Annotated in this window: 22 protein-coding genes; 8 read left to right on the plus strand and 14 right to left on the minus strand. The window is 65.3% G+C overall.

Annotated elements, in window-relative coordinates:
• Together VN706_16120 and VN706_16125 are read left to right on the plus strand one after the other, a co-directional pair.
• Positions 1-414: sulfatase/phosphatase domain-containing protein (locus VN706_16120; protein ID HXT17164.1), on the plus strand; the 414-nt coding region annotated here is incomplete at its 5' end.
• Between the two features lie 19 nt (positions 415-433).
• The gene (locus VN706_16125; protein ID HXT17165.1) at positions 434-2,596 is read left to right on the plus strand and encodes an ammonia-forming cytochrome c nitrite reductase subunit c552; all 2,163 of its coding nucleotides are present in this window, start codon (positions 434-436) and stop codon (positions 2,594-2,596) included.
• Here VN706_16125 and VN706_16130 read toward each other — a convergent pair.
• The gene (locus VN706_16130; protein HXT17166.1) at positions 2,569-3,264 is read right to left on the minus strand and encodes a hypothetical protein; all 696 of its coding nucleotides are present in this window, start codon (positions 3,262-3,264) and stop codon (positions 2,569-2,571) included. The two genes, VN706_16125 and VN706_16130, sit on opposite strands and share 28 nt — an antisense overlap.
• An 8-nt stretch (positions 3,265-3,272) precedes the next feature.
• Complete coding sequence (locus VN706_16135) at positions 3,273-3,725, minus strand: hypothetical protein (protein ID HXT17167.1); 453 nt, start codon at positions 3,723-3,725, stop codon at positions 3,273-3,275.
• Between the two features lie 114 nt (positions 3,726-3,839).
• On the opposite strand from VN706_16135, the gene VN706_16140 reads away from it, so the two are divergent.
• The gene (locus tag VN706_16140; protein ID HXT17168.1) at positions 3,840-4,082 is read left to right on the plus strand and encodes a hypothetical protein; all 243 of its coding nucleotides are present in this window, start codon (positions 3,840-3,842) and stop codon (positions 4,080-4,082) included.
• 24 nt (positions 4,083-4,106) lie between these two features.
• Here VN706_16140 and VN706_16145 read toward each other — a convergent pair whose 3' ends face one another.
• Both VN706_16145 and VN706_16150 read right to left on the minus strand, forming a co-directional pair.
• Entirely contained in the window at positions 4,107-4,493 is a 387-nt protein-coding gene (locus VN706_16145) for a group II truncated hemoglobin (protein HXT17169.1), read from the minus strand.
• Positions 4,494-4,632: 139 nt separating this feature from the next.
• Positions 4,633-4,860 carry a hypothetical protein gene (locus VN706_16150; protein HXT17170.1) on the minus strand — a complete coding sequence of 76 codons (228 nt, stop codon included), beginning with the start codon at positions 4,858-4,860 and terminating at the stop codon, positions 4,633-4,635.
• 118 nt (positions 4,861-4,978) lie between these two features.
• On the opposite strand from VN706_16150, the gene VN706_16155 reads away from it, so the two are divergent.
• Genes VN706_16155 through VN706_16165 form a run of 3 tightly spaced genes read left to right on the plus strand, consistent with a single transcriptional unit; the run spans position 4,979 to position 8,586 of the window.
• Positions 4,979-5,470 carry a (2Fe-2S)-binding protein gene (locus tag VN706_16155; GenBank protein ID HXT17171.1) on the plus strand — a complete coding sequence of 164 codons (492 nt, stop codon included), beginning with the start codon at positions 4,979-4,981 and terminating at the stop codon, positions 5,468-5,470.
• 3 nt (positions 5,471-5,473) lie between these two features.
• Positions 5,474-6,460: a xanthine dehydrogenase family protein subunit M gene (locus VN706_16160; protein ID HXT17172.1), complete on the plus strand. Its 987-nt coding sequence runs from the start codon at positions 5,474-5,476 to the stop codon at positions 6,458-6,460.
• Positions 6,457-8,586, plus strand: coding sequence for a xanthine dehydrogenase family protein molybdopterin-binding subunit (locus tag VN706_16165; protein ID HXT17173.1), 2,130 nt, complete (start codon positions 6,457-6,459; stop codon positions 8,584-8,586). The genes VN706_16160 and VN706_16165 overlap by 4 nt, the downstream gene beginning before the upstream one ends.
• Positions 8,587-8,604: 18 nt before the next feature.
• On the opposite strand, the gene VN706_16170 is transcribed toward VN706_16165, so the two are convergent.
• The 7 genes from VN706_16170 to VN706_16200 form a co-directional block, all read right to left on the minus strand.
• Positions 8,605-9,180: a hypothetical protein gene (locus VN706_16170; GenBank protein HXT17174.1), complete on the minus strand. Its 576-nt coding sequence runs from the start codon at positions 9,178-9,180 to the stop codon at positions 8,605-8,607.
• Between the two features lie 29 nt (positions 9,181-9,209).
• Positions 9,210-9,638, minus strand: coding sequence for a Rieske (2Fe-2S) protein (locus VN706_16175; protein ID HXT17175.1), 429 nt, complete (start codon positions 9,636-9,638; stop codon positions 9,210-9,212).
• Between the two features lie 144 nt (positions 9,639-9,782).
• A complete protein-coding gene (locus VN706_16180) occupies positions 9,783-11,048 on the minus strand; it encodes an RNA polymerase sigma factor (protein ID HXT17176.1) in 1,266 nt (421 codons plus the stop codon).
• Between the two features lie 79 nt (positions 11,049-11,127).
• Complete coding sequence (locus VN706_16185) at positions 11,128-11,682, minus strand: SRPBCC family protein (GenBank protein ID HXT17177.1); 555 nt, start codon at positions 11,680-11,682, stop codon at positions 11,128-11,130.
• 27 nt (positions 11,683-11,709) lie between these two features.
• Positions 11,710-12,147: a DoxX family protein gene (locus VN706_16190; GenBank protein HXT17178.1), complete on the minus strand. Its 438-nt coding sequence runs from the start codon at positions 12,145-12,147 to the stop codon at positions 11,710-11,712.
• Positions 12,148-12,322: 175 nt separating this feature from the next.
• Positions 12,323-14,773 (minus strand): ABC transporter permease, encoded by a 2,451-nt coding sequence (locus VN706_16195; GenBank protein ID HXT17179.1) that lies wholly within the window; start codon positions 14,771-14,773, stop codon positions 12,323-12,325.
• Between the two features lie 63 nt (positions 14,774-14,836).
• Positions 14,837-15,268 carry a YciI family protein gene (locus tag VN706_16200; protein ID HXT17180.1) on the minus strand — a complete coding sequence of 144 codons (432 nt, stop codon included), beginning with the start codon at positions 15,266-15,268 and terminating at the stop codon, positions 14,837-14,839.
• 190 nt (positions 15,269-15,458) lie between these two features.
• On the opposite strand from VN706_16200, the gene VN706_16205 reads away from it, so the two are divergent.
• On the plus strand, positions 15,459-15,878 hold the full coding sequence (locus tag VN706_16205; GenBank protein ID HXT17181.1) for a hypothetical protein: 420 nt from the start codon (positions 15,459-15,461) through the stop codon (positions 15,876-15,878).
• A 22-nt stretch (positions 15,879-15,900) separates the two neighbouring features.
• On the opposite strand, the gene VN706_16210 is transcribed toward VN706_16205, so the two are convergent.
• From VN706_16210 to VN706_16220, 3 genes are all read right to left on the minus strand, one after another.
• Positions 15,901-16,857 carry a lytic transglycosylase domain-containing protein gene (locus VN706_16210; GenBank protein HXT17182.1) on the minus strand — a complete coding sequence of 319 codons (957 nt, stop codon included), beginning with the start codon at positions 16,855-16,857 and terminating at the stop codon, positions 15,901-15,903.
• A 119-nt stretch (positions 16,858-16,976) separates the two neighbouring features.
• On the minus strand, positions 16,977-17,945 hold the full coding sequence (locus tag VN706_16215; protein HXT17183.1) for a M15 family metallopeptidase: 969 nt from the start codon (positions 17,943-17,945) through the stop codon (positions 16,977-16,979).
• Positions 17,946-18,061: 116 nt separating this feature from the next.
• Positions 18,062-18,640: a DUF3618 domain-containing protein gene (locus VN706_16220; protein HXT17184.1), complete on the minus strand. Its 579-nt coding sequence runs from the start codon at positions 18,638-18,640 to the stop codon at positions 18,062-18,064.
• Between VN706_16220 and VN706_16225 the strand changes: the two genes are divergently transcribed.
• Positions 18,639-19,643 carry an LLM class flavin-dependent oxidoreductase gene (locus VN706_16225; protein ID HXT17185.1) on the plus strand — a complete coding sequence of 335 codons (1,005 nt, stop codon included), beginning with the start codon at positions 18,639-18,641 and terminating at the stop codon, positions 19,641-19,643. The two genes, VN706_16220 and VN706_16225, sit on opposite strands and share 2 nt — an antisense overlap.
• Positions 19,644-19,649 lie beyond the last annotated feature (6 nt).

Genomic DNA, 19,649 nt, shown 5'->3' on the forward strand with positions numbered 1-19,649 from the left:
ATCATCTACGACCCGCGCGATCCGACGGGGCAGGGCGGCCGCGTCGACTCGTCGGTGGTGCTCAATGTCGACTGGGCGCCGACGATTCTCGATCTCGCGCACGTCGAGACGCCATCCGTCATGCAGGGCCAGACGCTCGTACCAATTCTGCATGGAAAGACACCCAGTGGGTGGCGCAGCGACTTCATGTTCGAGATGATGTATGCCGACCCCGGCATCCGTCGCTCCGTCGGCGTCGTCGGCGGCCGCTACAAGTACTTGAAATACGTCGACCCGACGCCCAATTACGAAGTGCTGTACGATCTTCAGACGGATCCGCTGGAGACGACGAACCTGGCCCAGGACCCGCGCTATCAGACCATCCTCCAGACGCTCCGGGAACGCTACGCGGAGTTGGCGGCGCGGGCGCACTGATCGACCGATCGCGCTCGGCGTGGTCGTCGCCGGGGCGCTCGTCGCGGGGATAGTCGGCGTCGCCCTGGCGCGAACTCGCGATCGCGAACTGCCCCGGTACATCGGCGCCGCGGCATGCGCGCGATGTCACGTCGCGGAAACGGTCGGCTGGAAATTGTCGCAGCACTTTGCCGCGATGCAGCCCGCAACGCCGGCCACGGTCCTCGGCCGCTTCGATTCGACGGCCGCGACGTTCGGTGGCATCATGACGACGTTCCTTCGGCGCGGCACCGACTACGTCGTCAACACCGAAGGCGAGGACGGCAAGCCGCACGACTATACGATCAAGTACACGTTCGGCGTCGCGCCGCTGCAGCAGTATCTCGTCGAGCTCTCGCATGGACGTCTGCAGCCGTTGCCGACAGCGTGGGACACGCGCCCGGCGTCACACGGTGGACAGCGCTGGTTCTCGCTCGATCCCGGCCCGTGGGTCGCGCACACCGACGAATTCCATTGGACCTCGCGGCAGCGCAACTGGAATTACATGTGCGCGGATTGTCATTCGACCGGCGTTCGAAAGCGGTACGACGCGTCATCCGACCAATTTCGTACGACGTGGGCGGAGCTCAACGTCTCGTGCGAAGCGTGTCACGGTCCAGGCTCGGCACATGCGCGGTGGGCGCGATATCCGTCGTGGACGCGGTCGCTGTTATGGAAGAACGATGGTTTGCCGGCGCAGCTGACGGAGCGGCGTGGAGTCGATTGGGGCATTACGAACGATGGCAGGCCGATTCGTAGCGTCCCGCGCACCAGCGATCGCGAAATCCAGACATGCGCGCAGTGTCATTCTCGTCGCGTCCAGATCGCGGACGGTTACGCCGCAGGCGATCGCTATCTCGACCACTACGTGCCGTCGCTGCTGGTGTCGGGACTTTACTATGCCGACGGGCAACAGCACGACGAGGTGTACAACTATGGCTCGTTTCTCGAGAGCCGCATGTATCACGCGGGCGTGACGTGCTCTGATTGCCACGATCCACACAGCGCGCGGCCGCGCGCGCCGGGCAACCGTCTCTGTACGCGCTGTCACGTGGCGGCGAAGTACGATACGACCGCTCACACGTTTCACGCTCGCGGCGGCGCGGGCGCGGCGTGCGTATCGTGCCATATGCCAGCAACGACGTACATGCAGATCGACCCACGTGCCGATCACAGCATTCGCGTGCCGAGGCCGGATCTCTCCGTCACGCTCGGCGTGCCGAACGCGTGCAGCAGTTGCCACCGCGACCGTGACGCGCGATGGGCCGCGAACCAGGTACGGTACTGGTACGGTCACGATGCCTCGGGCTTTCAGCGCTTCGCGGCGAGCTTCGCGGCAGACGAGCGCGGTGCGGCGTTCGCGGGCGATTCGCTCGCCGCGGTCGCTCGCGACGCAACCGAGCCGGCCATCGTTCGCGCGTCGGCGCTCGCACGACTTCGCGATCGACCTAGCGCTGCCGCGTTCGGTGCCGCGCAACTATCGGCTCGTGACACCAATGCGTTGGTACGGCGCGCGGCATTGAGCGTTCTCGAATCGGTTCCGCCGGCGCAACGCATGGCCCTTGCGATCCCGCTGTTGGCGGATTCCGTGCGGGCCGTGCGCATCGAGGCGGCATGGGTACTTGCCCCCGCCGCGTCGACGCTGACCGGCGCCGACTCCGCGCGCTTCGCGGCGGCGGGACAAGACTTTATCTCCAGCCAGCGATACAACGCCGACCGCGCGGAAAATCGATTGACGCTTGGTACCTACTTCGCCGAGCTCGGACGCTTCGACGAAGCGAGCACCGAGTTGCGCGCGGCGATCTCGCTGTCGCCGGGCCTCGGCGAGGCGTACGCCAATCTCGCCGACGTCCAGCGCGCGCAGCATCACGATACCGATGCCGAGGCGACGTTGCGGCGCGGACTCGTCGCCGCGCCGAACGATCCGCGCTTGCACTATGCACTCGGTCTCGCGCTCGCCCGCGCCGGTCGCGTAGCTGATGCCGTGCAGTCCCTGGCCGTCGCGGCATCGCTCGCGCCAAACGATGCGACGATCGGATTTACCTATGCCGTCGCGCTTCGCGACGCGCGTCGCGACGCCGACGCGCGTCGCGTGACGCGCCAGCTCGCCTCGCGCTTCCCGAACGACGCACGCATTCAGGCCCTCTTGCGCGATTTGAAATAGTTGCACTCGGCGCGCACCGCGCACGCGCCGCAACGCGGCGCCGAGGTCTTGCAAATGTCCTGGCCATGTCGGCGCAGCAGGAGGTGCGCGTCCATCAGCCACTCGATGTCGTCGCGCACTTCGCGCGTCGCGGCCTCGGTGACGCTGCGGTACATCGTCGTGTAGTTCTTGTGGTCGGCGCCGTAGCCGATGCGCACCAATGTCCGCGCGCCGTTCGAGTCGAGCGGCAGCAGCCGCTGCGCCCGCATGAGCAGCAGAATCTTCTCGGCCCCCGGCTCACCGATGCCGTAGATGCGCTGCAGCGCGCGCTTTGCCTCGCGCAGCGGAAGCGTCAACACAGTGTCGAGTGAGCCGCCGAATTCATCGATCACGAGTGCGGCGGCATCCTGCATGCGCCGCGCACGCTCCTCGATGCCGACCTTGCCGCCGGCGGCCGCGATCTCGCGCAACACCGACGGCGTCGCCGCGAGGATCGCTTGCGGCGTGAGACCGACGCGTTCGCGCAAGAGCTCGAACGCGGCAAGGCGCCGCTCGTCCGGCGCGAGATAGGCGACCTTCTCCCAGAGCACCAGCGCGAACGCCGAATCCGCAGGCGGTGGTTCCGGTCGTCCGTACTCCGCCGTCAGGCGATCGACGACGCGATGCAATCGTGGTGCGCGCGCTGGCACTTGGGTGCTTACTTTCGCGCGAGCTCGAGGCGTCCCGTGAGCGACTGCCCATCGTCGAACTTCGCGATGAATCCGCCCGTCATGCGCTTGCCCTTCAGGTGGAGCACGTTGTGTACGGACGCGACTGTGTGCTTCGCCCGCGTGAGGCTCTCATACGGACCGTAGTCGAACACGACGCTGTCGCCGCCCGTCGAGATCAAGCGGCCCATGATCGGCGCGCGATTCGGATAGGTGACCGAGATCTTGTTGGGGCTGCTGAAATGCACGGCGATCAATGTAATGACGGAATCCGATGTCGCGCGCAGCGAGCGTCCCGACCATACGCCCGTGAGATCGGACCACGCAATGCTTTTCGTCTGGTGAGAAGTGCCGGATTGTACGGGCGCTTGCGCGGCGAGAGGCGACGTCGACAACGCGAGCGCGTTGAGCGCGATGAGCGCGGGGGCAAGGGCGAAGCGCATGGCCGTGGCTCGAGAGGAAGGTGGTTCATCTTCGGTGCGAGCGGAGCCGGGCGCAAGAGCATAGTCGCTCTCATGGTCGCTACCGCTCGGCCGATGGCGCTTCTAACGTGACTTATGTCGAACGACCCTCACTTTCCCGACGACAATCTCGGCATCCAGGGAGAGGTACGAAAAATCAGCGTCGACGATTCGTCCTGGCACGTGTTCGAGTTCGTTTCTCCGAGGATCCCGCGGCGTCCGCCGGTGCTCGTGTTTCACGCCGTCGGACGCGATGAAGTCTTCGAGACCGTCGATTATCCCAAGACGTGGCGAACGCTGAGCGATGCCGATCTCCTCGCGCTCGTCAGAAAATCGTGATCGACGCAGGCGCTCGCGCGCTCGTCATTCGGGCTGATTGCGCATGTGATCGGCCAGCGAGTGCAGCTTCTCCTTCAGGTCGGCGCGCAGCGCCTCGGGCATGTCGTGCTCGTCAAGCGACCGGTCCATGCACCAGATCCATTCATCGCGCTCGCGGGCGCCGATGGTGAATGGAATGTGGCGCATGCGGAGCCGCGGATGGCCTCGCTGCTGCACGTAGATCGGCGGGCCGCCCGTCCAGCCCATGAGATAGAGATACAGTTTCTCGCGGGATGCCTTGAGGCTGACTGCGTGCAGGCGGCGAATGGTTGCCGCCTCTGGAGCGGTGTCCATGAGATCGTAGAAACGATCGACGATGCTGCGAATACCGGCGTCGCCGCCGAGCAGGTCGTATGGGGTTGGTGCGGACATACGCGAAATTTACGCGCGGGCGTAGCGTGTCATCCCGAGCGAGCGTAGCGGGTCGAGGGACCCCCGTGCGCCGAGGAGATTTCGTCCGTGGGGACGGAGGTCCCTCGACTCCAGCGCCGGGCGCCTCCGCTCGGGATGACTATTTGAGCTTCACCACCGCACAGAGCGCGAGCAGGTCCGCATCGCTGAGGTCGAACCAGTTGTTCGGATACGCGTAGATCCGGCGGACGACTGAGCCGGAGTCGAAGATGAGGCTCGATCCGAGATCGGGATGAAGCGAGCCGGGGCCGCGCTCGAAGACCTTCCAGATATTTCCGTCGCCGCCGCGGATGTCTCGCCAACGGTCGGCCAACGCAGTCTCGTGCATGGAGTGCAGTGTCCGGTTGAAAGCCCGATGATGGTACCGCTAAACGTTTGCGCGTCAACGACGGATTTCAGCGACTGAGGCCGCATTGCTGGTCCACTCTGTGCGGCTGCGCCCGCCCATGACGATCGAAATCCAACTGACCATCAACGGCGCCGCCCACACTATTGCCGCCGATCCGCGCACGACGCTGCTCGACGCGCTTCGAGAACGACTCCGCCTGACGGGAACGAAGAAAGGATGCGACGTCGGCCAGTGCGGCGCATGCACGGTGCACGTGAACGGACGCCGCGTGCTGTCCTGTCTGACGCTGTTGGCTTCGGTGCGCGAGCAGGAAGTTCGCACGATCGAAGGGCTCGGGAAGAACGGCACGCTGCACCCGATGCAACAGGCCTTCATCGAGTGCGACGGCTTTCAATGCGGCTACTGCACGCCAGGCCAGATCATGTCGGCCGTCGCACTGCTCGACGAACCGTGCGGCCCGAGCGACGACGACGTGCGCGAGCTGATGAGCGGCAACGTCTGCCGCTGCGGCGCCTACCCGAACATCGTCGACGCCATTCAGCAAGTCCGCGGCGCCGCCGTCGACGCAAATTCGAACCGAGCCGGCTGACGCATGCATCCCTTCGAATTCCACGCGGCTGCCACTGAAGACGAGGCCGTCGCACTGCTCGCTTCGCACGAGAATGCTCGGCTCCTTGCCGGCGGAACGACGCTCGTCGATCTGATGAAGCACGATGTCGAGCGTCCAGGACATGTCGTCGACATCAACGCCCTCGCGCTCGCCGACGTCACCGAACAGTCCGATGGGTCGCTGCGCATCGGCGCGCTCGTCCGCAACAGCGATCTCGCGCACCATCCGCTCGTCCGCGAGCGACTCCCGATGCTGTCGCAGGCACTCCTCGCCGGCGCGTCGGGCCAGCTGCGCAACATGGCGACGACCGGCGGCAACCTGCTTCAGCGGACGCGCTGCTATTACTTCCGCGATGCCGCGAGCCCATGCAACAAACGCGAGCCGGGTGCGGGATGCGCGGCACTCCACGGATTCAATCGTATTCACGCGATCCTCGGCGGCAGCGAGCATTGCATCGCGACGCATCCGTCCGACATGGCGGTTCCACTCGCCGCGCTCGACGCCGTCGTGCGCGTGCGCGGTCCAAAAGGAGAGCGTGCGATTCCAATCGCGGAGTTCTATGTCCTGCCCGGCGACCGGCCCGAACGCGAGACGACACTCGCGCGCGGAGAGCTGATCACGGCCGTGGACATTCCGGCCACGCCGTTCGCCACGCGTTCGGTGTACATCAAGGTTCGCGACCGTGCGTCGTACGCGTTCGCGCTCGCCTCCGCCGCGGTCGCGCTCGAGCTCGACGGCAAGACGATTCGCGACGCACGCATCGCACTCGGCGGAGTCGGCACGGTGCCGTGGCGGTCGCGCGAAGCCGAGCAGGCGTTGCGGGGCCAGAAGGCTGGTGGCGAGACGTACATGCGTGCGGCGGTCGCCGCGCTCGAGGGTGCCGCGCCGCACGAGCACAATGCATTCAAGATCGAGCTCGCTCGCCGAACGCTGGCGCGCGCACTGGCTCGCGCGGGGGAACTGTCATGAGCATCGGTCAGCCGATCAATCGCGCCGACGGCGTGCTCAAGGTCTGCGGCGAAGCGGTGTACGCCGCCGAGTTCCCGATCGAGAATCTCGCGTACGGCATGCTCATTCAGAGCACGATCGGCGCGGGGCGCATCACGCGCATCGACACGAGTGAGGCGGAGCGGGCCGACGGTGCGATCGCCATCCTCACGGCGGACAACGCCGAGAAGCTGCCGAAAAAAGGGAAGGGCGCCTTCAATCCTCCCGCCGGCCGCATTCTGTCGCTGCTGCAGGATCACAACGTTCACTACAACGGCGAGCCGATTGGCGTCGCGATTGCCGAGACGTTCGAGCAGGCGCGTCACGCCGCGTCGCTCGTGAGATTCGAGTATGAGAACGGTGAAGTCGAGGCCGACTTCGAATCGGCGCTCGCCAGATCATATCCGTACGCCGATAAGATTCTCGGCCGCGATCCGCCGCACACGACGCGCGGCGAGATCAGCCGCGGGCTCCGCGACTCGGAGGTGTGCCTCGACGTCGTGTATCGCACGCCGGTCGAGACGCACAATCCGATCGAGCCACATGCGACGATCGCGGAGTGGAAGGGCGACGAGCTCACGCTGCACGACTCGACGCAATTCGTCTACGGCGTTCGGCGCGTCGTCGCCAGGACGCTGGGCATGCCGGAAGAGAAGGTGCACGTCATCTCGCAATTCGCCGGCGGCGCGTTTGGATCGAAAGGCGCCGCATGGTCGCACGTCGTACTCGCCGCGATGGCGGCGCGGCACGCGAAGCGCCCCGTAAAGATCGTGCTCACTCGCCGGCAGATGTTCGGCATCGTCGGCGCGCGCCCATTCACGACTCAGCATTTCGAGATCGGGGCGATGAAGGACGGAACGCTGTGCGCCATGCGCCACACCGCGACCTCGAGTACCTCCAAGCTCGAGGAATGGCTCGAACCGTCGACGCTCGCCACGCGCGTTCTATACAAGGTGCCGAACCAGAACACGAGCCAGCATCTCGTGAAGCTCAACACCGGCACGCCGACGTTCAATCGCGCCCCGGGCGAGGCGAGCGGCATGTTCGCGCTCGAATCCGCCATGGACGAGATGGCCGAACGACTCGGCATGGATCCGATCGAGTTCCGTCTGAAGAACTACGCCGAGGAGGACCCGGAGGAAGAGAAGCCGTGGTCCAGCAAATCGCTGCGCGAATGCTATGCGATCGTCGCCGACGGGTTCGGGTGGAAGCACCGCGACCCCAAGCCGCGCTCGATGCGCGAGAACGGCGTCCTGATCGGCATGGGCATGGCGTCGTCGACGTATCCCGTCAAGCAGATGCCCGCGTCGGCGATCGCGCGACTGACGCCGGACGGGATCGTGGAAATTCGCGCGGCGACGCACGAGATCGGGACGGGAACGCGCACGATCATGCCACAGATTGCCTCCGATGCGCTCGGTATTCCGGTCGATCGCATACGACTCGTCCTGGGCGACACGACGCTGCCGGAAAATCCGATCTCGGCGGGCTCGATGACGGCCGCGAGCACGGGCTCGGCGGTTCACAACGCCGCCGTCGCGCTACGGGGAATGCTCAATGATCTTGGTATTCAAGATCTGGCATCACACCGGCCGAACGCGATTGTCGAAGCAAGGGCCGATGCGAAGCCCGGCGAGGATGCCAAGAAGAAATACTCGATGCACGCCTTCGGCGCCGTTTGCGTGGAAGTCCGCGTCGATCCCGATCTCGGGACCGTTCGATTGTCACGCGTCGTCGGTGCGTACGGCGGCGGACGTGTACTCAACCCGAAAACGGCGCGCAGCCAGATCATCGGCGGCATCGTCTATGGGATCGGCATGGCGCTGCTCGAGGACACACTCATCGATCCGCGCAACGGCCGGTACGTGAACGCCGAACTGGACGAGTATCACCTGCCGGTGAATGCCGATGTGCCACACATCGACGTGACGTTCGTCGACGAAAAGGACGAGCACGTGAACCCGATCGGCGTGAAAGGACTGGGCGAGATCGGAATCACGGGCGTGGCGGCGGCGATCGCGAACGCCGTGTACCACGCCACGGGCGTACGTGTGCGGGAGTTGCCGATCACGTTGGACAAGGTGCTGCAGATCGCGCAGTCCCGCTGAGCAGTCACCGCCGGCCGGTCAGTGCTTCCAGAACCACATCAACGCCGTGCCGGCGGTCGACAGCGCCATCGATCCAATCGCCCAGTTTCGGTGCCGGTTGCGTGAGCTTTGAACCTCGCTGAAATCGAACGAGTGCGTCTTCGGCGTGAGCGCGCCGGTGATCGCGAAGCCGGCGTCGGACGCAAGCATGAGCACCGTGTGCGTAATCCGCAGCCCGCGATTCGATGGATCGTCGCGGGACTCCCACAAGTTCCACGCGCCAGTAATCGTGTTGACGCCGAACAGCGCGCCGATGCCCAACGCCACCGCGGTATGCGTCGGCTTGATCCACGACGATGGATTCGCATCGTTGATCAGATTCTGCCCGAGCGAATACTCCGCGGCGAACAGCGGGAGCATCGCATAGCTGCCGTAGCGGTGGATCGTCAGCCGCGTGTAGTACTGATCGCTGTACGAAATCGCGTGGCGGCGACGCACCGACGGCGTATCCACCACAGCCGCGCTCAGTGCCGTGTCGATGATGGATGGATGAATCGCCGTCGTATCCAGCGGTGCGCCGACAGCACGAAGCACCAGCAACGCTTCGACGAGCATTGGTTTCCTCGAGAGTGCGCGTGTTTCGATCAGCTGATCGTCAGCGTGTTGGCGGTCGAGTCGAACGTCGTGGTGTATTGATGCAGACTCGACGTTCGCTGCCCGCCAATCCAGCTGCCGTTCAAATCAAACGTCGCTCCGTGCACCGGACAGACGAAGCGCGTCCCGAACTGCTGTACGATGCCACCCTGATGCGGACAGACCCGTGACAGCGCGAGGAACGACGTCGACGACGTGCGCACAATGGCAACGGGCGCGCCACCGAGCGAAACCATGGCGACTCCGCCGACGTTCGCGAGCGCCGGAAAGTCGTTCACGTTGACTTGGCTGTTCGCGGGCACGCCGGGCGCCGTGGAATCCGCGCCCCCGCACGCGGCGAGGGCCGCCATCGCCGCGAGAATGCCCGACTGCACGAGAAACGTTCGTCGTGCGATACCGTCCTCTGCCGTGGCGTACATGCTCAGCAACTCGGCGGGACGTTTCGACGTGCAATCGCCGCAATCGTGTCCGGCGTTTTCCCTACCACTCCGACTGCCACTCATCTCATTTGCTCCGTGTTCATTGCGGTCTGATCCTGAGACACGCGAGCAATGAGCGTTCCCCTACATCGATTTACTTCGATTGAGCAGGAACTCGCGTTCGCGTGCGTTGCGCGTCATCGACGCGGCGCGCTCGAATTCCGCGCGCGCTTCTTCCTTTCGCCCGAGCTTCGCGAGCAAATCGCCGCGAACGCTGGGTACCAGGTGATAGTCCTTCAACGCCGGTTCGTTCCGAACTCGATCGACGATCGCCAATCCCGCCGCCGGACCGTCAGCCATCGCCACCGCGACGGCGCGATTGAGCTCCACGACCGGAGACGGCATGAGCTCCGCGAGCTCGCCATACAGCGCGGCGATGCGCTGCCAGTCCGTTGCCTCCGCCACGCGTGCGCGCGCGTGACACGCGGCAATCGCCGCCTGCAGCGTGTACGGCCCGCGCTCCTGGCCCAGCGACTCGGCGCGTTGCAACGCGGCCAGTCCGCGGCGCACGAGCAGCCAATCCCACTTCGAGCGGTCCTGGTCGAGCAGAAGAATCGGCTCGCCGCGCGGTCCGACTCGCGCGCGCAATCGCGACGCCTGAATTTCCATTAAGGCCACGAGACCGTGCACCTCGGGCTCGTCGGTCGCCAGCTCCGCCAGGACGCGGCCGAGTCGAAGCGCATCTTCGCACAGGCCGGGACGCACCCAATCTTCGCCCGCCGTTGCCGAATAGCCTTCGTTGAAGATCAGATAGATGACGCCGAGCACCGATGACAAGCGCGTTTCGAGCTCGTCGTCGCGCGGCACCTCGAACGGCACGCGCGCTTCGTTGAGCGTCTTCTTCGCCCGCACGATGCGTTGCGCGACTGTCGATTCGGTGACCAGAAACGCGCGCGCGATCTCGTCCGTCGTCAGGCCGCCGAGCAGCCGCAGCGTCAACGCCACGCGCGCTTCGCTCGACAACACCGGATGGCACGTCGTGAAGATGAGCCGCAGCAGATCGTCGCCGACGTGATCGTCTATTGCTTCGTCGAGTTGCAAAGTCGCTTCCTCGCGCTGGTCCTCGAGCTCCGCGCTCACCTGCGCATGCTTGCGCTCGAGCATGGAGTCGCGGCGCAGCAGATCGATCGCCCGCCGCTTCGCCGTCGCCATGAGCCACGCGCCCGGATTGTCCGGTACGCCGGACGCCGGCCAGTTCTCCAACGCCGCCACCAACGCGTCCTGCGCCAGGTCTTCCGCCGTGCCGATGTCGCCCGTCATGCGCGTCAAGCGGGCGATCAGCTTCGGCGACTCGATGCGCCAGACCGCATCGATGGCGCGGTGGGCGTCCGCGGAGTTGGGTCCGTTCACGTCAGTCGTGCAGGTTGCCGTCGATGATGCACGGCGTGCCGAACCAGTCGGTGCACACGAGTCGCATGTTAGAGTTTCCTCAGTATGCCCTGGCAACCGTGCGCGACGCTTCCTGTTCGCTCAGCCGCTTGAGATCGGCAAGACCACTCTCGAATTCCTTGCCGACCAATTGGTCCATGTTCACCATCATGCCGAAGGCCTTGAACGCGAAGCTGTTCCGGCCAACCATCGACCAGGTGACGACGACGCCCTCGTTCGAGGGCTGCAGCGTGAACTCGATACGATTGGTGGCAGCCATCGGCTTGACGAATTCCGCCTTGATCGCGACCAGCTCGTTCCGCCGGCGATCGACGATCGTCATGCGCCCCTCGCCGAGCTTCTTGCCAACATAATGAAACACTGATCCCGTGCCGGCGGGCGCACCGGAGTACGTCTTCACGGCGTTCGGGTCGAGCTTCTCGTAGGGCGACCATGCCGACCACGCGTGAAAGTCGTCGAGATGCGCGAAGATGGATGACGCCGGCGCGGCGATGATTACGCTGCGCTGGATGCGAAATGCAGACGGGCGTCTGGCGATCGCGATGCAGAGCACCACGAGAACGGCAACGGCGACGAGAAGAATCTTGATGAGCATCTTCGACTCCGTGTTAAGCGTGTGCGTTCAGCGTGACGCCAGGGCAGGGCGCCTCGGCGCGCTTACGCCCGGCGTCGCGCGATGAAGATCACTCCAACGTCCGCGAGCGACGACGAACGCCACGACCCCGACGACCGCCGGCATGATCGCCATGGCGGCAGGCATCACCGCGATGGTCGAAACGACCGCGCCGATCATGATGATCACCAGTCCCGATGCCGCGAGCGGTGTGAGATGACGCTTCACGCGAAAGATGCCCGGAAGCACCAGCCCGAACGCGCCGAACACTTCGCACGCGCCGATGAACTTGAGGAAGGCCGGCGCAAAGATGGGCGACTGCTGCGCGAGCTGCGCGGCCGGCGCCACGAGCTTGAATCCGCCGGCGAAGAGGAACAGCGCGGCGAGCAACGACTGAGCGATCCAAAGGCTGACGTTGCGGCGGCGGGCGATTGGTGCGTTTGACATTGTGTCTCCTGAGAGAGGTTCAATCAGGCGACGAACGAGGCAGCCGGATTTCGACATCTGCATCCCGAACGCATTCTGTCATCCCGAGCGTCGCGAGGGATCTAACGTCTCGGTAGAAGGATTGGCCTCTCTACCGGGATGCTAGATCCCTCGCTTCGCTCGGGATGACAAAGGTTCAATCCGACCGCAGCGCCACCGCCGGATCGACGGTGGCGGCGCGGCGCGCCGGCAGCCAGCAGGCCGCGAGCCCAACCGCGGAAATCAGCACGGCGACCGCGGCGAGCGTCGTTGGATCGTGCGGCGCAACACCGAACAACAAGCCGCGCAGCAAGCTCGATGTCGCGAGCGCGCCGACGAACCCGATCGCCAACCCGATGACGAGCATGCCGCCACCCTCACCGAGGATCATGCGATGCACGCGCGCCGCATCCGCGCCAAGACTCATGCGAATACCGATCTCCGCGGTGCGCGAGCTCACCGAGAACGCCAGCACTCCGGCGATCCCAACCATCGCGATCAGCATCGCGAGCGTGCCGAATGAGGCGATGAACAGCGCGTTCAACTTCCGCGGCGCCACGCTGCCGTCACGCACTTCCTCGAGCGTCGCGACGTTCTCGACGATCTGCTTCGGGTACATCTCGCGAATGGCGCGAATGGCCGGTGCATGCAGCAGCGACGGATTCACCTTCGTCCGAACGATGAGCGCCGCGGCGAACGGCATTTCCTGCACGAACGGCTGGAACATCGTCGGCGTCGCATCGTTGTCGAGGCCACCGTCGCGCGTGTCGCCGACGACCCCTACCACCGTGCGCCAATCCGGCGAGACCGGAATGAACTTCAGCACTTCACCCGTCCACGCCACGCGCTTGCCGATCGGATCGTCCTTTCCAAATAGCTTCTCGGCGAACGATTTGTTGAGGATGACGACGCGCGGTCCATCGGCGCGATCGGTGAGCTGGAAGTTGCGTCCCTCGAGCAGCGGAATTCCGGCCGCCTTGAAGTAGTCGGGATCGGCGGTCTTCCAGGTCGCGTGCGGCGTTGCTTCGTTCGGCGGCGTGGGGCGGCCTTCCGCCTTCACGTCGAGCTGAATGAAAATCGGCTTGAGCGGCACCGCCGACCCGAGCGACGCCACGTCGACTCCCGGCAGCGCCGCGAGCCGCTGACGCATCCGCTCGTACATCGCGAGCTTCTCCGGAACCGCGATCGCATCGGTCTCGATCGGCACTTCCATCGTCAACACATTCTCGGCGCGCACGCCGGTTTCGACCGACTGCAACTTCGTGAGCGTGCGCACGAGCAGCCCGGCCGCGGTGAGCAGAATCATGCACACCGCGAGCTGCGTGACGACGAGCACCTGCTGCAGGCGCGCGCGTCCACGACCGCCGGTGCTGCGACGTCCGGCCGCGGCGAGCGGCGCCGCGAGATTGGCTTCGTCACCAATGTGCGGCACGAACGACAACACGATCGCCGCCAGCACGCTGATGCCCAGGCTCACCGCGAGCACGACGCCGTCCACGCGAATCTCGTTGGCGCGCGGCGTGAGCTGCGCCGCGAACGCGACGAGCATCTTGAGTCCGGCAAACGCCACCGCGATGCCGAGCGCACCGCCGATCAGCGCCAGTGCGAGATTCTCCGCGAGCAGCAACTGCCGCAGCCGCCACGTACCGGCGCCGAGCGCGGCGCGCACGAGCATCTCGCGCTCGCGGCCGACACCGCGCATGAGCGTGAGGTTCGCCACGTTGGCGCAGGCGATCAGCAGCACGAATGCCGCGGCGCCCATGAGCAGCCACAGCGTGAGCGACGCACGCTCGTTCACCGCCTGCCGCAGCGGCGAGACGCTGATCGTGTAGTGCGAGGCCTTTTCGTATGCCTCCGGATGGTCGCTGAACACGTTCGTCGAGATGCGCGAGATCTCGGCACGCGCCTGCTCGACCGTCGCGTTCGGCGCCAGGCGGGCGAACACTTCCGTCATGCGATGCGTGCGTCCCGTCTTCATCGTCGCGCTGAGATGGTGCGGGCTCGTCACCATGTTCACGAAGATGTCGGTCTTCGCCGGGTACTGCGGCGCGGGCTGCATGACACCGACGATCGTCGAGCTCATGTCGTTGATGCGCACCGTGCGCCCGACGATCTTCGGATCGGCGCCAAAGTGCGACACCCAGAACGCATGCGATAACACGGCGACCGACGGCACGCCGGGTCCGTCGTCGCGCGAGTTCGTCGCACGGCCGAAGATCGGCGACAGCCCCATGACGTCGAAGTAGTTGCCGCTGACGACGCCCGCCTGCACGTGCACCGGCTCGTCGTCGCCGTTCGTCAGCGTGAACGTCATCTGCGAGAACTCGGCGACGGCGTTCAGCGTTTTCGACGCCGTGCGGTAGTCGATGATCTCGGGCACGGAGAACAGCGCGTTGCTCACGTTGGCGCCAGGCGCCGACTGTCGCAGATACACCAGGCGATTGCCTTCGCGATTCGGCAGCGCGCGGAGCAGCGTGCCGCGGAGCAGCGTGAACATCGCGGTGTTCGCGCCAATGCCCAACGCGAGCGTGAGAATCACGGCGACGGCGAAGCCGCGCGCCTTGAGCAGGTTGCGCGGCACGCGGCGGAGATCGGACACGAAAGTCATGCGGCGGACTCCGATGGAGACATGGAAGACACGGGAGACAGTGGTCGAATGCGGTGGATGATTTCAGCGCTTGGCGTTCGCGGCCATCTGCTCGCCGATCTTGCGTTCCTGCTCGCGCAGCTCCGGCGTGAGGATCTCGCCGAAATCGTCAGCGTCGAAGATCTGGCGAATCTCGATCACTGATTCGCCTTCGCTCGGATTCGGCGCGCGCTTCACCCGCTCGATCGCTTCCTCTCTGGACTTGCACTGGAAGATCCAGTAACCGGCGATGAGCTCCGTCGTCTCGACGAACGGGCCGTCGATGACGGTGCGCTTGGCGCCGTTGAATCGAACCCGCGCGCCGTTGGAGCTGGGGAACAGGCCCGCCGCGTCGAGGAGCACGCCTTCTTTGACGAGGTCCTCATTGTATTTGCCCATAGCCGCGACGAGCGCAGTGCTCGGCATCTTGCCGGCTTCGCTGTCGGCGTTCGCTTTGACAATCACCATGAATTTCATCGTCGGGTCCTCGGAAGCGCGGGGGTCGGGGACGGGGTACCAAAGTAGGCTCTACCGACGCGACGAACGAGGGTGGGGAAATTCGACATGCGTTCGCGGGGGCCGAAAAGAAACATTCGTTTCTTTGGCGCGGCGCCCCGACCGGACCAATCCTGCGTGACAGGGCACGCCGTTCGCCAGTTAGGCGCGCATGAAAACACACATCGCTTTGTTGCTCCTCGCGGTCGGCGGCGCGGTCGCCTGCTCGCAAGCGACCAAGACCGACTCGAGCGCGAACGGCAATCTCAACGGCGAGTGGACATACGTGCGCGCCTCAAACGAGCCGCCTGGCTTTTCGCTCGACGTCACGCTCGAGCTCGACGGAGCGACGGTCGCGGGCAGCGGCACTTGGCAGGGCGAAGCGATGCCCGGCGGTGTGGTGAACGCCAGCGGCAGCGCGACGGGCAATCACGTGTCGATCGATCTCGCCCTCGTGCGCAACGCGACGGGGACGAACCTCGGCAGCTCGGCGGAGCACTTCGACGGCGCGTTCACGTCGAACGACGATCTCGAAGGCACGAAGACCATCGACGGCGTGACGAGCCCGATGCATTTGCACCGGAAGAGCTGACGCGCTGCACAGTCCTTCACAGTCAGCGTTTCGTCTTGTGTACTACCCGCTTCGTCGTCTTCTTCGCCTGCCGGTGCACCACCGGCTTCTCCTTCACGACACGCCTCTTTCTCGACGCCACCCGCCTCGGCTCCGCGCGCACCGGCACCTTCTCGGCGACCGCTTCCGTCGCCGACGGAGCCGTCACCGAGATGCCGTACTGCTCGGGATCATTTCCAACCTTCGCCGCCGCGATCAACTTCGGCACGTAGTCCTGCGTCTCCTTCGGCAGCACCGGCAGAATCTTGAAGAAATCCTCATCGGTCCCCGTGTCCCTGCCGGTGACGCGACGCAGCGCGCGCAGCACCGTACCTTCGCCCGAGTTGTACGCCGCCGCGGCGAGATACCACGAGCCGAACCGATCGTGCAGCGCCGACAGATACTCCACCGCGGCGTCCGTCGCGCGCGCCGGATCGCGGCGTTCGTCCACGCCGCCGCGCACGGTCAAACCGAACCGGCGCGCGGTCGCGCTCATGAACTGCCACAATCCCACCGCGTGCACCGGCGACTTCGCGTTCGGGTTGAACTCCGATTCGATCATCGCGAGATAGATGAGATCCTTCGGCATCTTCTTCGCGGCGAGCTTGTCGGTGATCATCGTCGAGTACTTGCCCATGCGTCCAAGCGCTTTGGAAAAGTCGGCGCTCATCGACGTCGAGAGCCTGTTCACCCAGAAGTCCACGCGGCTGTGATCGATGTTCAGGTCGAGCCCGCCGGCCGACGCGACGACCGTCGGCTTCGTGATCTCCGTCGCCCTGCTGAGCTTGGCGAGCAGCGACGCCGAGTCGGCGGGGTTGGACGCAGCGAGTGCCGCGCCCACGGTGGTGTGCGGCAGAAACGCCGTGCGATGAATGGTGCCCGCCGCGATCGCACCCCCGAGCACGATGATGCCGGCTTTGATACCAAAGCGGGCAACAGCGTCCTTGGCGGTCGCAACCAAGCGGTGGCGGCCTGAGGCGCAAGTTGTTGACATGATTTAACTTACGCAGAAAGTCGTGCGCCCGGCAGACTTGTATTTTGGAAACTAGTCCAAATTAGACTAGCAAGCTCAGCGGCAACTCAGCGAGCTCGGCTGGGTGCAATCTTGTCGAACGGCACGTTGCCGATCGCGTACGAGCTCCAATCCTTGTAGTCGAAGTGCCACCACTCGGTGGGATTCACCGTGAAGCCTTCGTGCTCCATGACGCGCCGCAAGAGCGCGCGATGCCACCGTTGGAGCGAGGTGCCGCCCGGATAATTCGCGTACGCGCGATCCGTGCTTTCGTCGTACGTGCTCGGCATCTCGACCGGTTGGCCGTTCGGCAACTCGTACAAGGTGAGATCCACCGCCTCACCGCGATTGTGCCGCGAGCCCTGCGCGGGATTCGCGACGAGCCACCGCTTGTCGGCCGGCGTTGCGTCCCAGAACATCTTCGTCACGTACCACGGACGATACGCATCGTGAATCAGCAGGCCGTAGCCGAGCGGCGCGAGCAGTCGATTCGCGCGCGCGACGGCTTCGGCGGCCGGCCGCTGCATGAACGCGCGCGCTTCGGTATAGAAGCGAGTGCCGAGGAAGTTGTTGGTCGTCGCGTAGCGGATCTCGAGCTTGATCGACGGATCGAGGCTCGTGAGCTCGACCAGGTCCGGTGCGCGAAAATTTCCGTGCTCCGCCGGTGGCGATGCGGCAAGCGCCTCGACACGCAGTTCTTCGACGGGACGCACGGGCGTCACGCGCAGCTGATTGGTTCCCGGCCGCGGCTCGATGTCGCGGCGCGGAATGGTCGTGCTGCCGATGCTCATCCAGCGCGCGCGTCCCGATACATCGCGCACGAACGTGATGCGATCCGCGGATACGCCGAGCAGCGACTGAGTCAGCGCGCGGTCGGCGGTGAATGCGTCGTTCGATTGTGGGGCGAGCGGCGTCATGTGCCGCGTCGTGTCGGCGATCCACAAGCGCCCCGAGTCCTCGAGCACCAGGCGTTCGCCGGTCGGCGCGTCGTATTCGCCGATCAATCCGAGCCAGGCACGCGGCGGCGCGTCGGGCATTTCGCCGGGCAGGAGCCAGGCGGCCTGCCCGGCGGGCGGTATAGGGTACGACGGGGTCGCGCTTCGGCGACAGGCAGCGACCGCAAGGAGAAGTATTAGAGAACGCTTATTGATCGTCATCCGGGTGGCAGATGCCGGCGCGCCTGGTCGCGTGTCACGCCGAGCAGGCCGAGCACTTCGTCGAGTCCCTGGTTCAGAAGATCGTGAACCGCCGACGCCGCGTCGGCGCGAAGTCCGCCGCTGGACTCCTCGGTTTCCGGCTCGGGCGTTTGCGCGTCGTCACTGCCGGAGAATCTATCCACGATGGCGTCCTTGGCGGCAACGGCGCCGCCGGCGATCGCCGGGCCGGCGCTTTTCGCGCCTTCGAGTGCCGCGCTCGCGGCTTTCTTGTCCGCGCCCGTGAGTCCGATCGCCAGGCCGGCGCCGACGGCGAGACCGATCGCGATCCACGGATACTCGCGCGCGTAGTGCAGCGGATTGACGGCTTCCTTCGCGCGCTCGACACGTTGCGACACCGTGTCCTTCAATTCATCGGCCGTCTCCGCGAGACGGGCGCGTGTATCCATGATCTCGTTGCGAGCCTGCTCGATGTCCGGCGACATGGGTTCCTCGGGGTTGCTTCGTTGCTTCACTGCTTCCGCTCGGTTGCAGAAGTCGCGCCGATGGCGCTCCACACCGCCTCTACATTTCGCCATGGCAGTCTTCTCGGTGCTGGATCTCGCGCCGATCGTTCAAGGTGGAACGGCGGCGGAAGCGTTTCATAGATCGGTGGATCTTGCGCGGCACGCGGAGCAGTGGGGCTATCGCCGGTTCTGGCTGGCGGAGCATCACAGCATGCCGGGCGTCGCGAGTGCGGCGACGTCGGTGGTGATCGCGCACGTAGCCGCTGGGACGTCGACGATTCGCGTGGGCGCCGGCGGCATCATGCTGCCGAATCATTCGCCGCTGTTGATCGCCGAGCAGTTCGGCACGCTCGAGTCGCTTTATCCGGGGCGCATCGATCTCGCGCTCGGGCGGGCACCCGGCTCGGATCAACTCACGGCGATCGCGCTGCGCCGTACGAACGCGGCCGCCGACGCATTTCCCCAGGACGTCGCCGAGTTGATCGCGTACTTTCGCGAACCCGAGCAGGGGCAGGAAGTCGTGGCGGTGCCGGGCGCGGGATTGCGCGTGCCGATCTGGATTCTTGGATCGAGCATGTTCGGCGCGCAGCTGGCTGCGTACATGGGATTGCCGTTCGCGTTTGCGTCGCACTTCGCGCCGGCGTACCTCATGCCGGCGATCGAGACGTATCGCAGCCGCTTTCAGCCGTCGGAGTTTCTCGAGCGGCCCTACCTGATGCTCGGCGCGTCGGTCATCGCGGCCGATTCAGATGCCGAGGCGCGGCGGTTGTTCACGTCGTTTCAGCAGTCGTTCATCAGTATGCGGCGCGGCCGGCCAATCCAGTTTCCGCCGCCGGTCGACGAGCTGAAGATTCAATTGTCGCCGTTGGAGCGCGCGCAGTTCGAGCCAATCCTTGGGAACGCAATCGTCGGGTCACCCCTGACAATTCGTGCGCGAGTCGACAAATTCATCGACGAGACCGGTGCGAACGAGCTCATCATCTCGTCGCAGATCTACGACCATGCTGCGCGATTACGGTCGTATGAAATCGTCTCCGAGCTCCAGGGTGACGACGCCCCGTCTCGAACGGTGTGACTGGAG

This window comes from Gemmatimonadaceae bacterium, assembly GCA_035606695.1.
In the GTDB taxonomy this organism is placed as follows: Bacteria; Gemmatimonadota; Gemmatimonadetes; order Gemmatimonadales; family Gemmatimonadaceae; genus JAQBQB01.

Excerpts from the sequence above, each read along its gene's own strand:
- VN706_16225 (HXT17185.1), top strand. The coding sequence starts at position 18,639 with ATGGCAGTCTTCTCGGTGCTGGATCTCGCGCCGATCGTTCAAGGTGGA.
- VN706_16145 (HXT17169.1), bottom strand. The coding sequence starts at position 4,493 with ATGTCCGCACCAACCCCATACGACCTGCTCGGCGGCGACGCCGGTATT.
- VN706_16175 (HXT17175.1), bottom strand. The coding sequence starts at position 9,638 with ATGTACGCCACGGCAGAGGACGGTATCGCACGACGAACGTTTCTCGTG.
- VN706_16140 (HXT17168.1), top strand. The coding sequence starts at position 3,840 with ATGTCGAACGACCCTCACTTTCCCGACGACAATCTCGGCATCCAGGGA.
- VN706_16135 (HXT17167.1), bottom strand. The coding sequence starts at position 3,725 with ATGCGCTTCGCCCTTGCCCCCGCGCTCATCGCGCTCAACGCGCTCGCG.
- VN706_16190 (HXT17178.1), bottom strand. The coding sequence starts at position 12,147 with ATGTCAAACGCACCAATCGCCCGCCGCCGCAACGTCAGCCTTTGGATC.
- VN706_16150 (HXT17170.1), bottom strand. The coding sequence starts at position 4,860 with ATGCACGAGACTGCGTTGGCCGACCGTTGGCGAGACATCCGCGGCGGC.
- VN706_16220 (HXT17184.1), bottom strand. The coding sequence starts at position 18,640 with ATGGCGAAATGTAGAGGCGGTGTGGAGCGCCATCGGCGCGACTTCTGC.
- VN706_16155 (HXT17171.1), top strand. The coding sequence starts at position 4,979 with ATGACGATCGAAATCCAACTGACCATCAACGGCGCCGCCCACACTATT.
- VN706_16170 (HXT17174.1), bottom strand. The coding sequence starts at position 9,180 with ATGCTCGTCGAAGCGTTGCTGGTGCTTCGTGCTGTCGGCGCACCGCTG.
- VN706_16205 (HXT17181.1), top strand. The coding sequence starts at position 15,459 with ATGAAAACACACATCGCTTTGTTGCTCCTCGCGGTCGGCGGCGCGGTC.
- VN706_16185 (HXT17177.1), bottom strand. The coding sequence starts at position 11,682 with ATGCTCATCAAGATTCTTCTCGTCGCCGTTGCCGTTCTCGTGGTGCTC.
- VN706_16195 (HXT17179.1), bottom strand. The coding sequence starts at position 14,773 with ATGACTTTCGTGTCCGATCTCCGCCGCGTGCCGCGCAACCTGCTCAAG.
- VN706_16215 (HXT17183.1), bottom strand. The coding sequence starts at position 17,945 with ATGCCCGACGCGCCGCCGCGTGCCTGGCTCGGATTGATCGGCGAATAC.
- VN706_16200 (HXT17180.1), bottom strand. The coding sequence starts at position 15,268 with ATGAAATTCATGGTGATTGTCAAAGCGAACGCCGACAGCGAAGCCGGC.
- VN706_16165 (HXT17173.1), top strand. The coding sequence starts at position 6,457 with ATGAGCATCGGTCAGCCGATCAATCGCGCCGACGGCGTGCTCAAGGTC.
- VN706_16160 (HXT17172.1), top strand. The coding sequence starts at position 5,474 with ATGCATCCCTTCGAATTCCACGCGGCTGCCACTGAAGACGAGGCCGTC.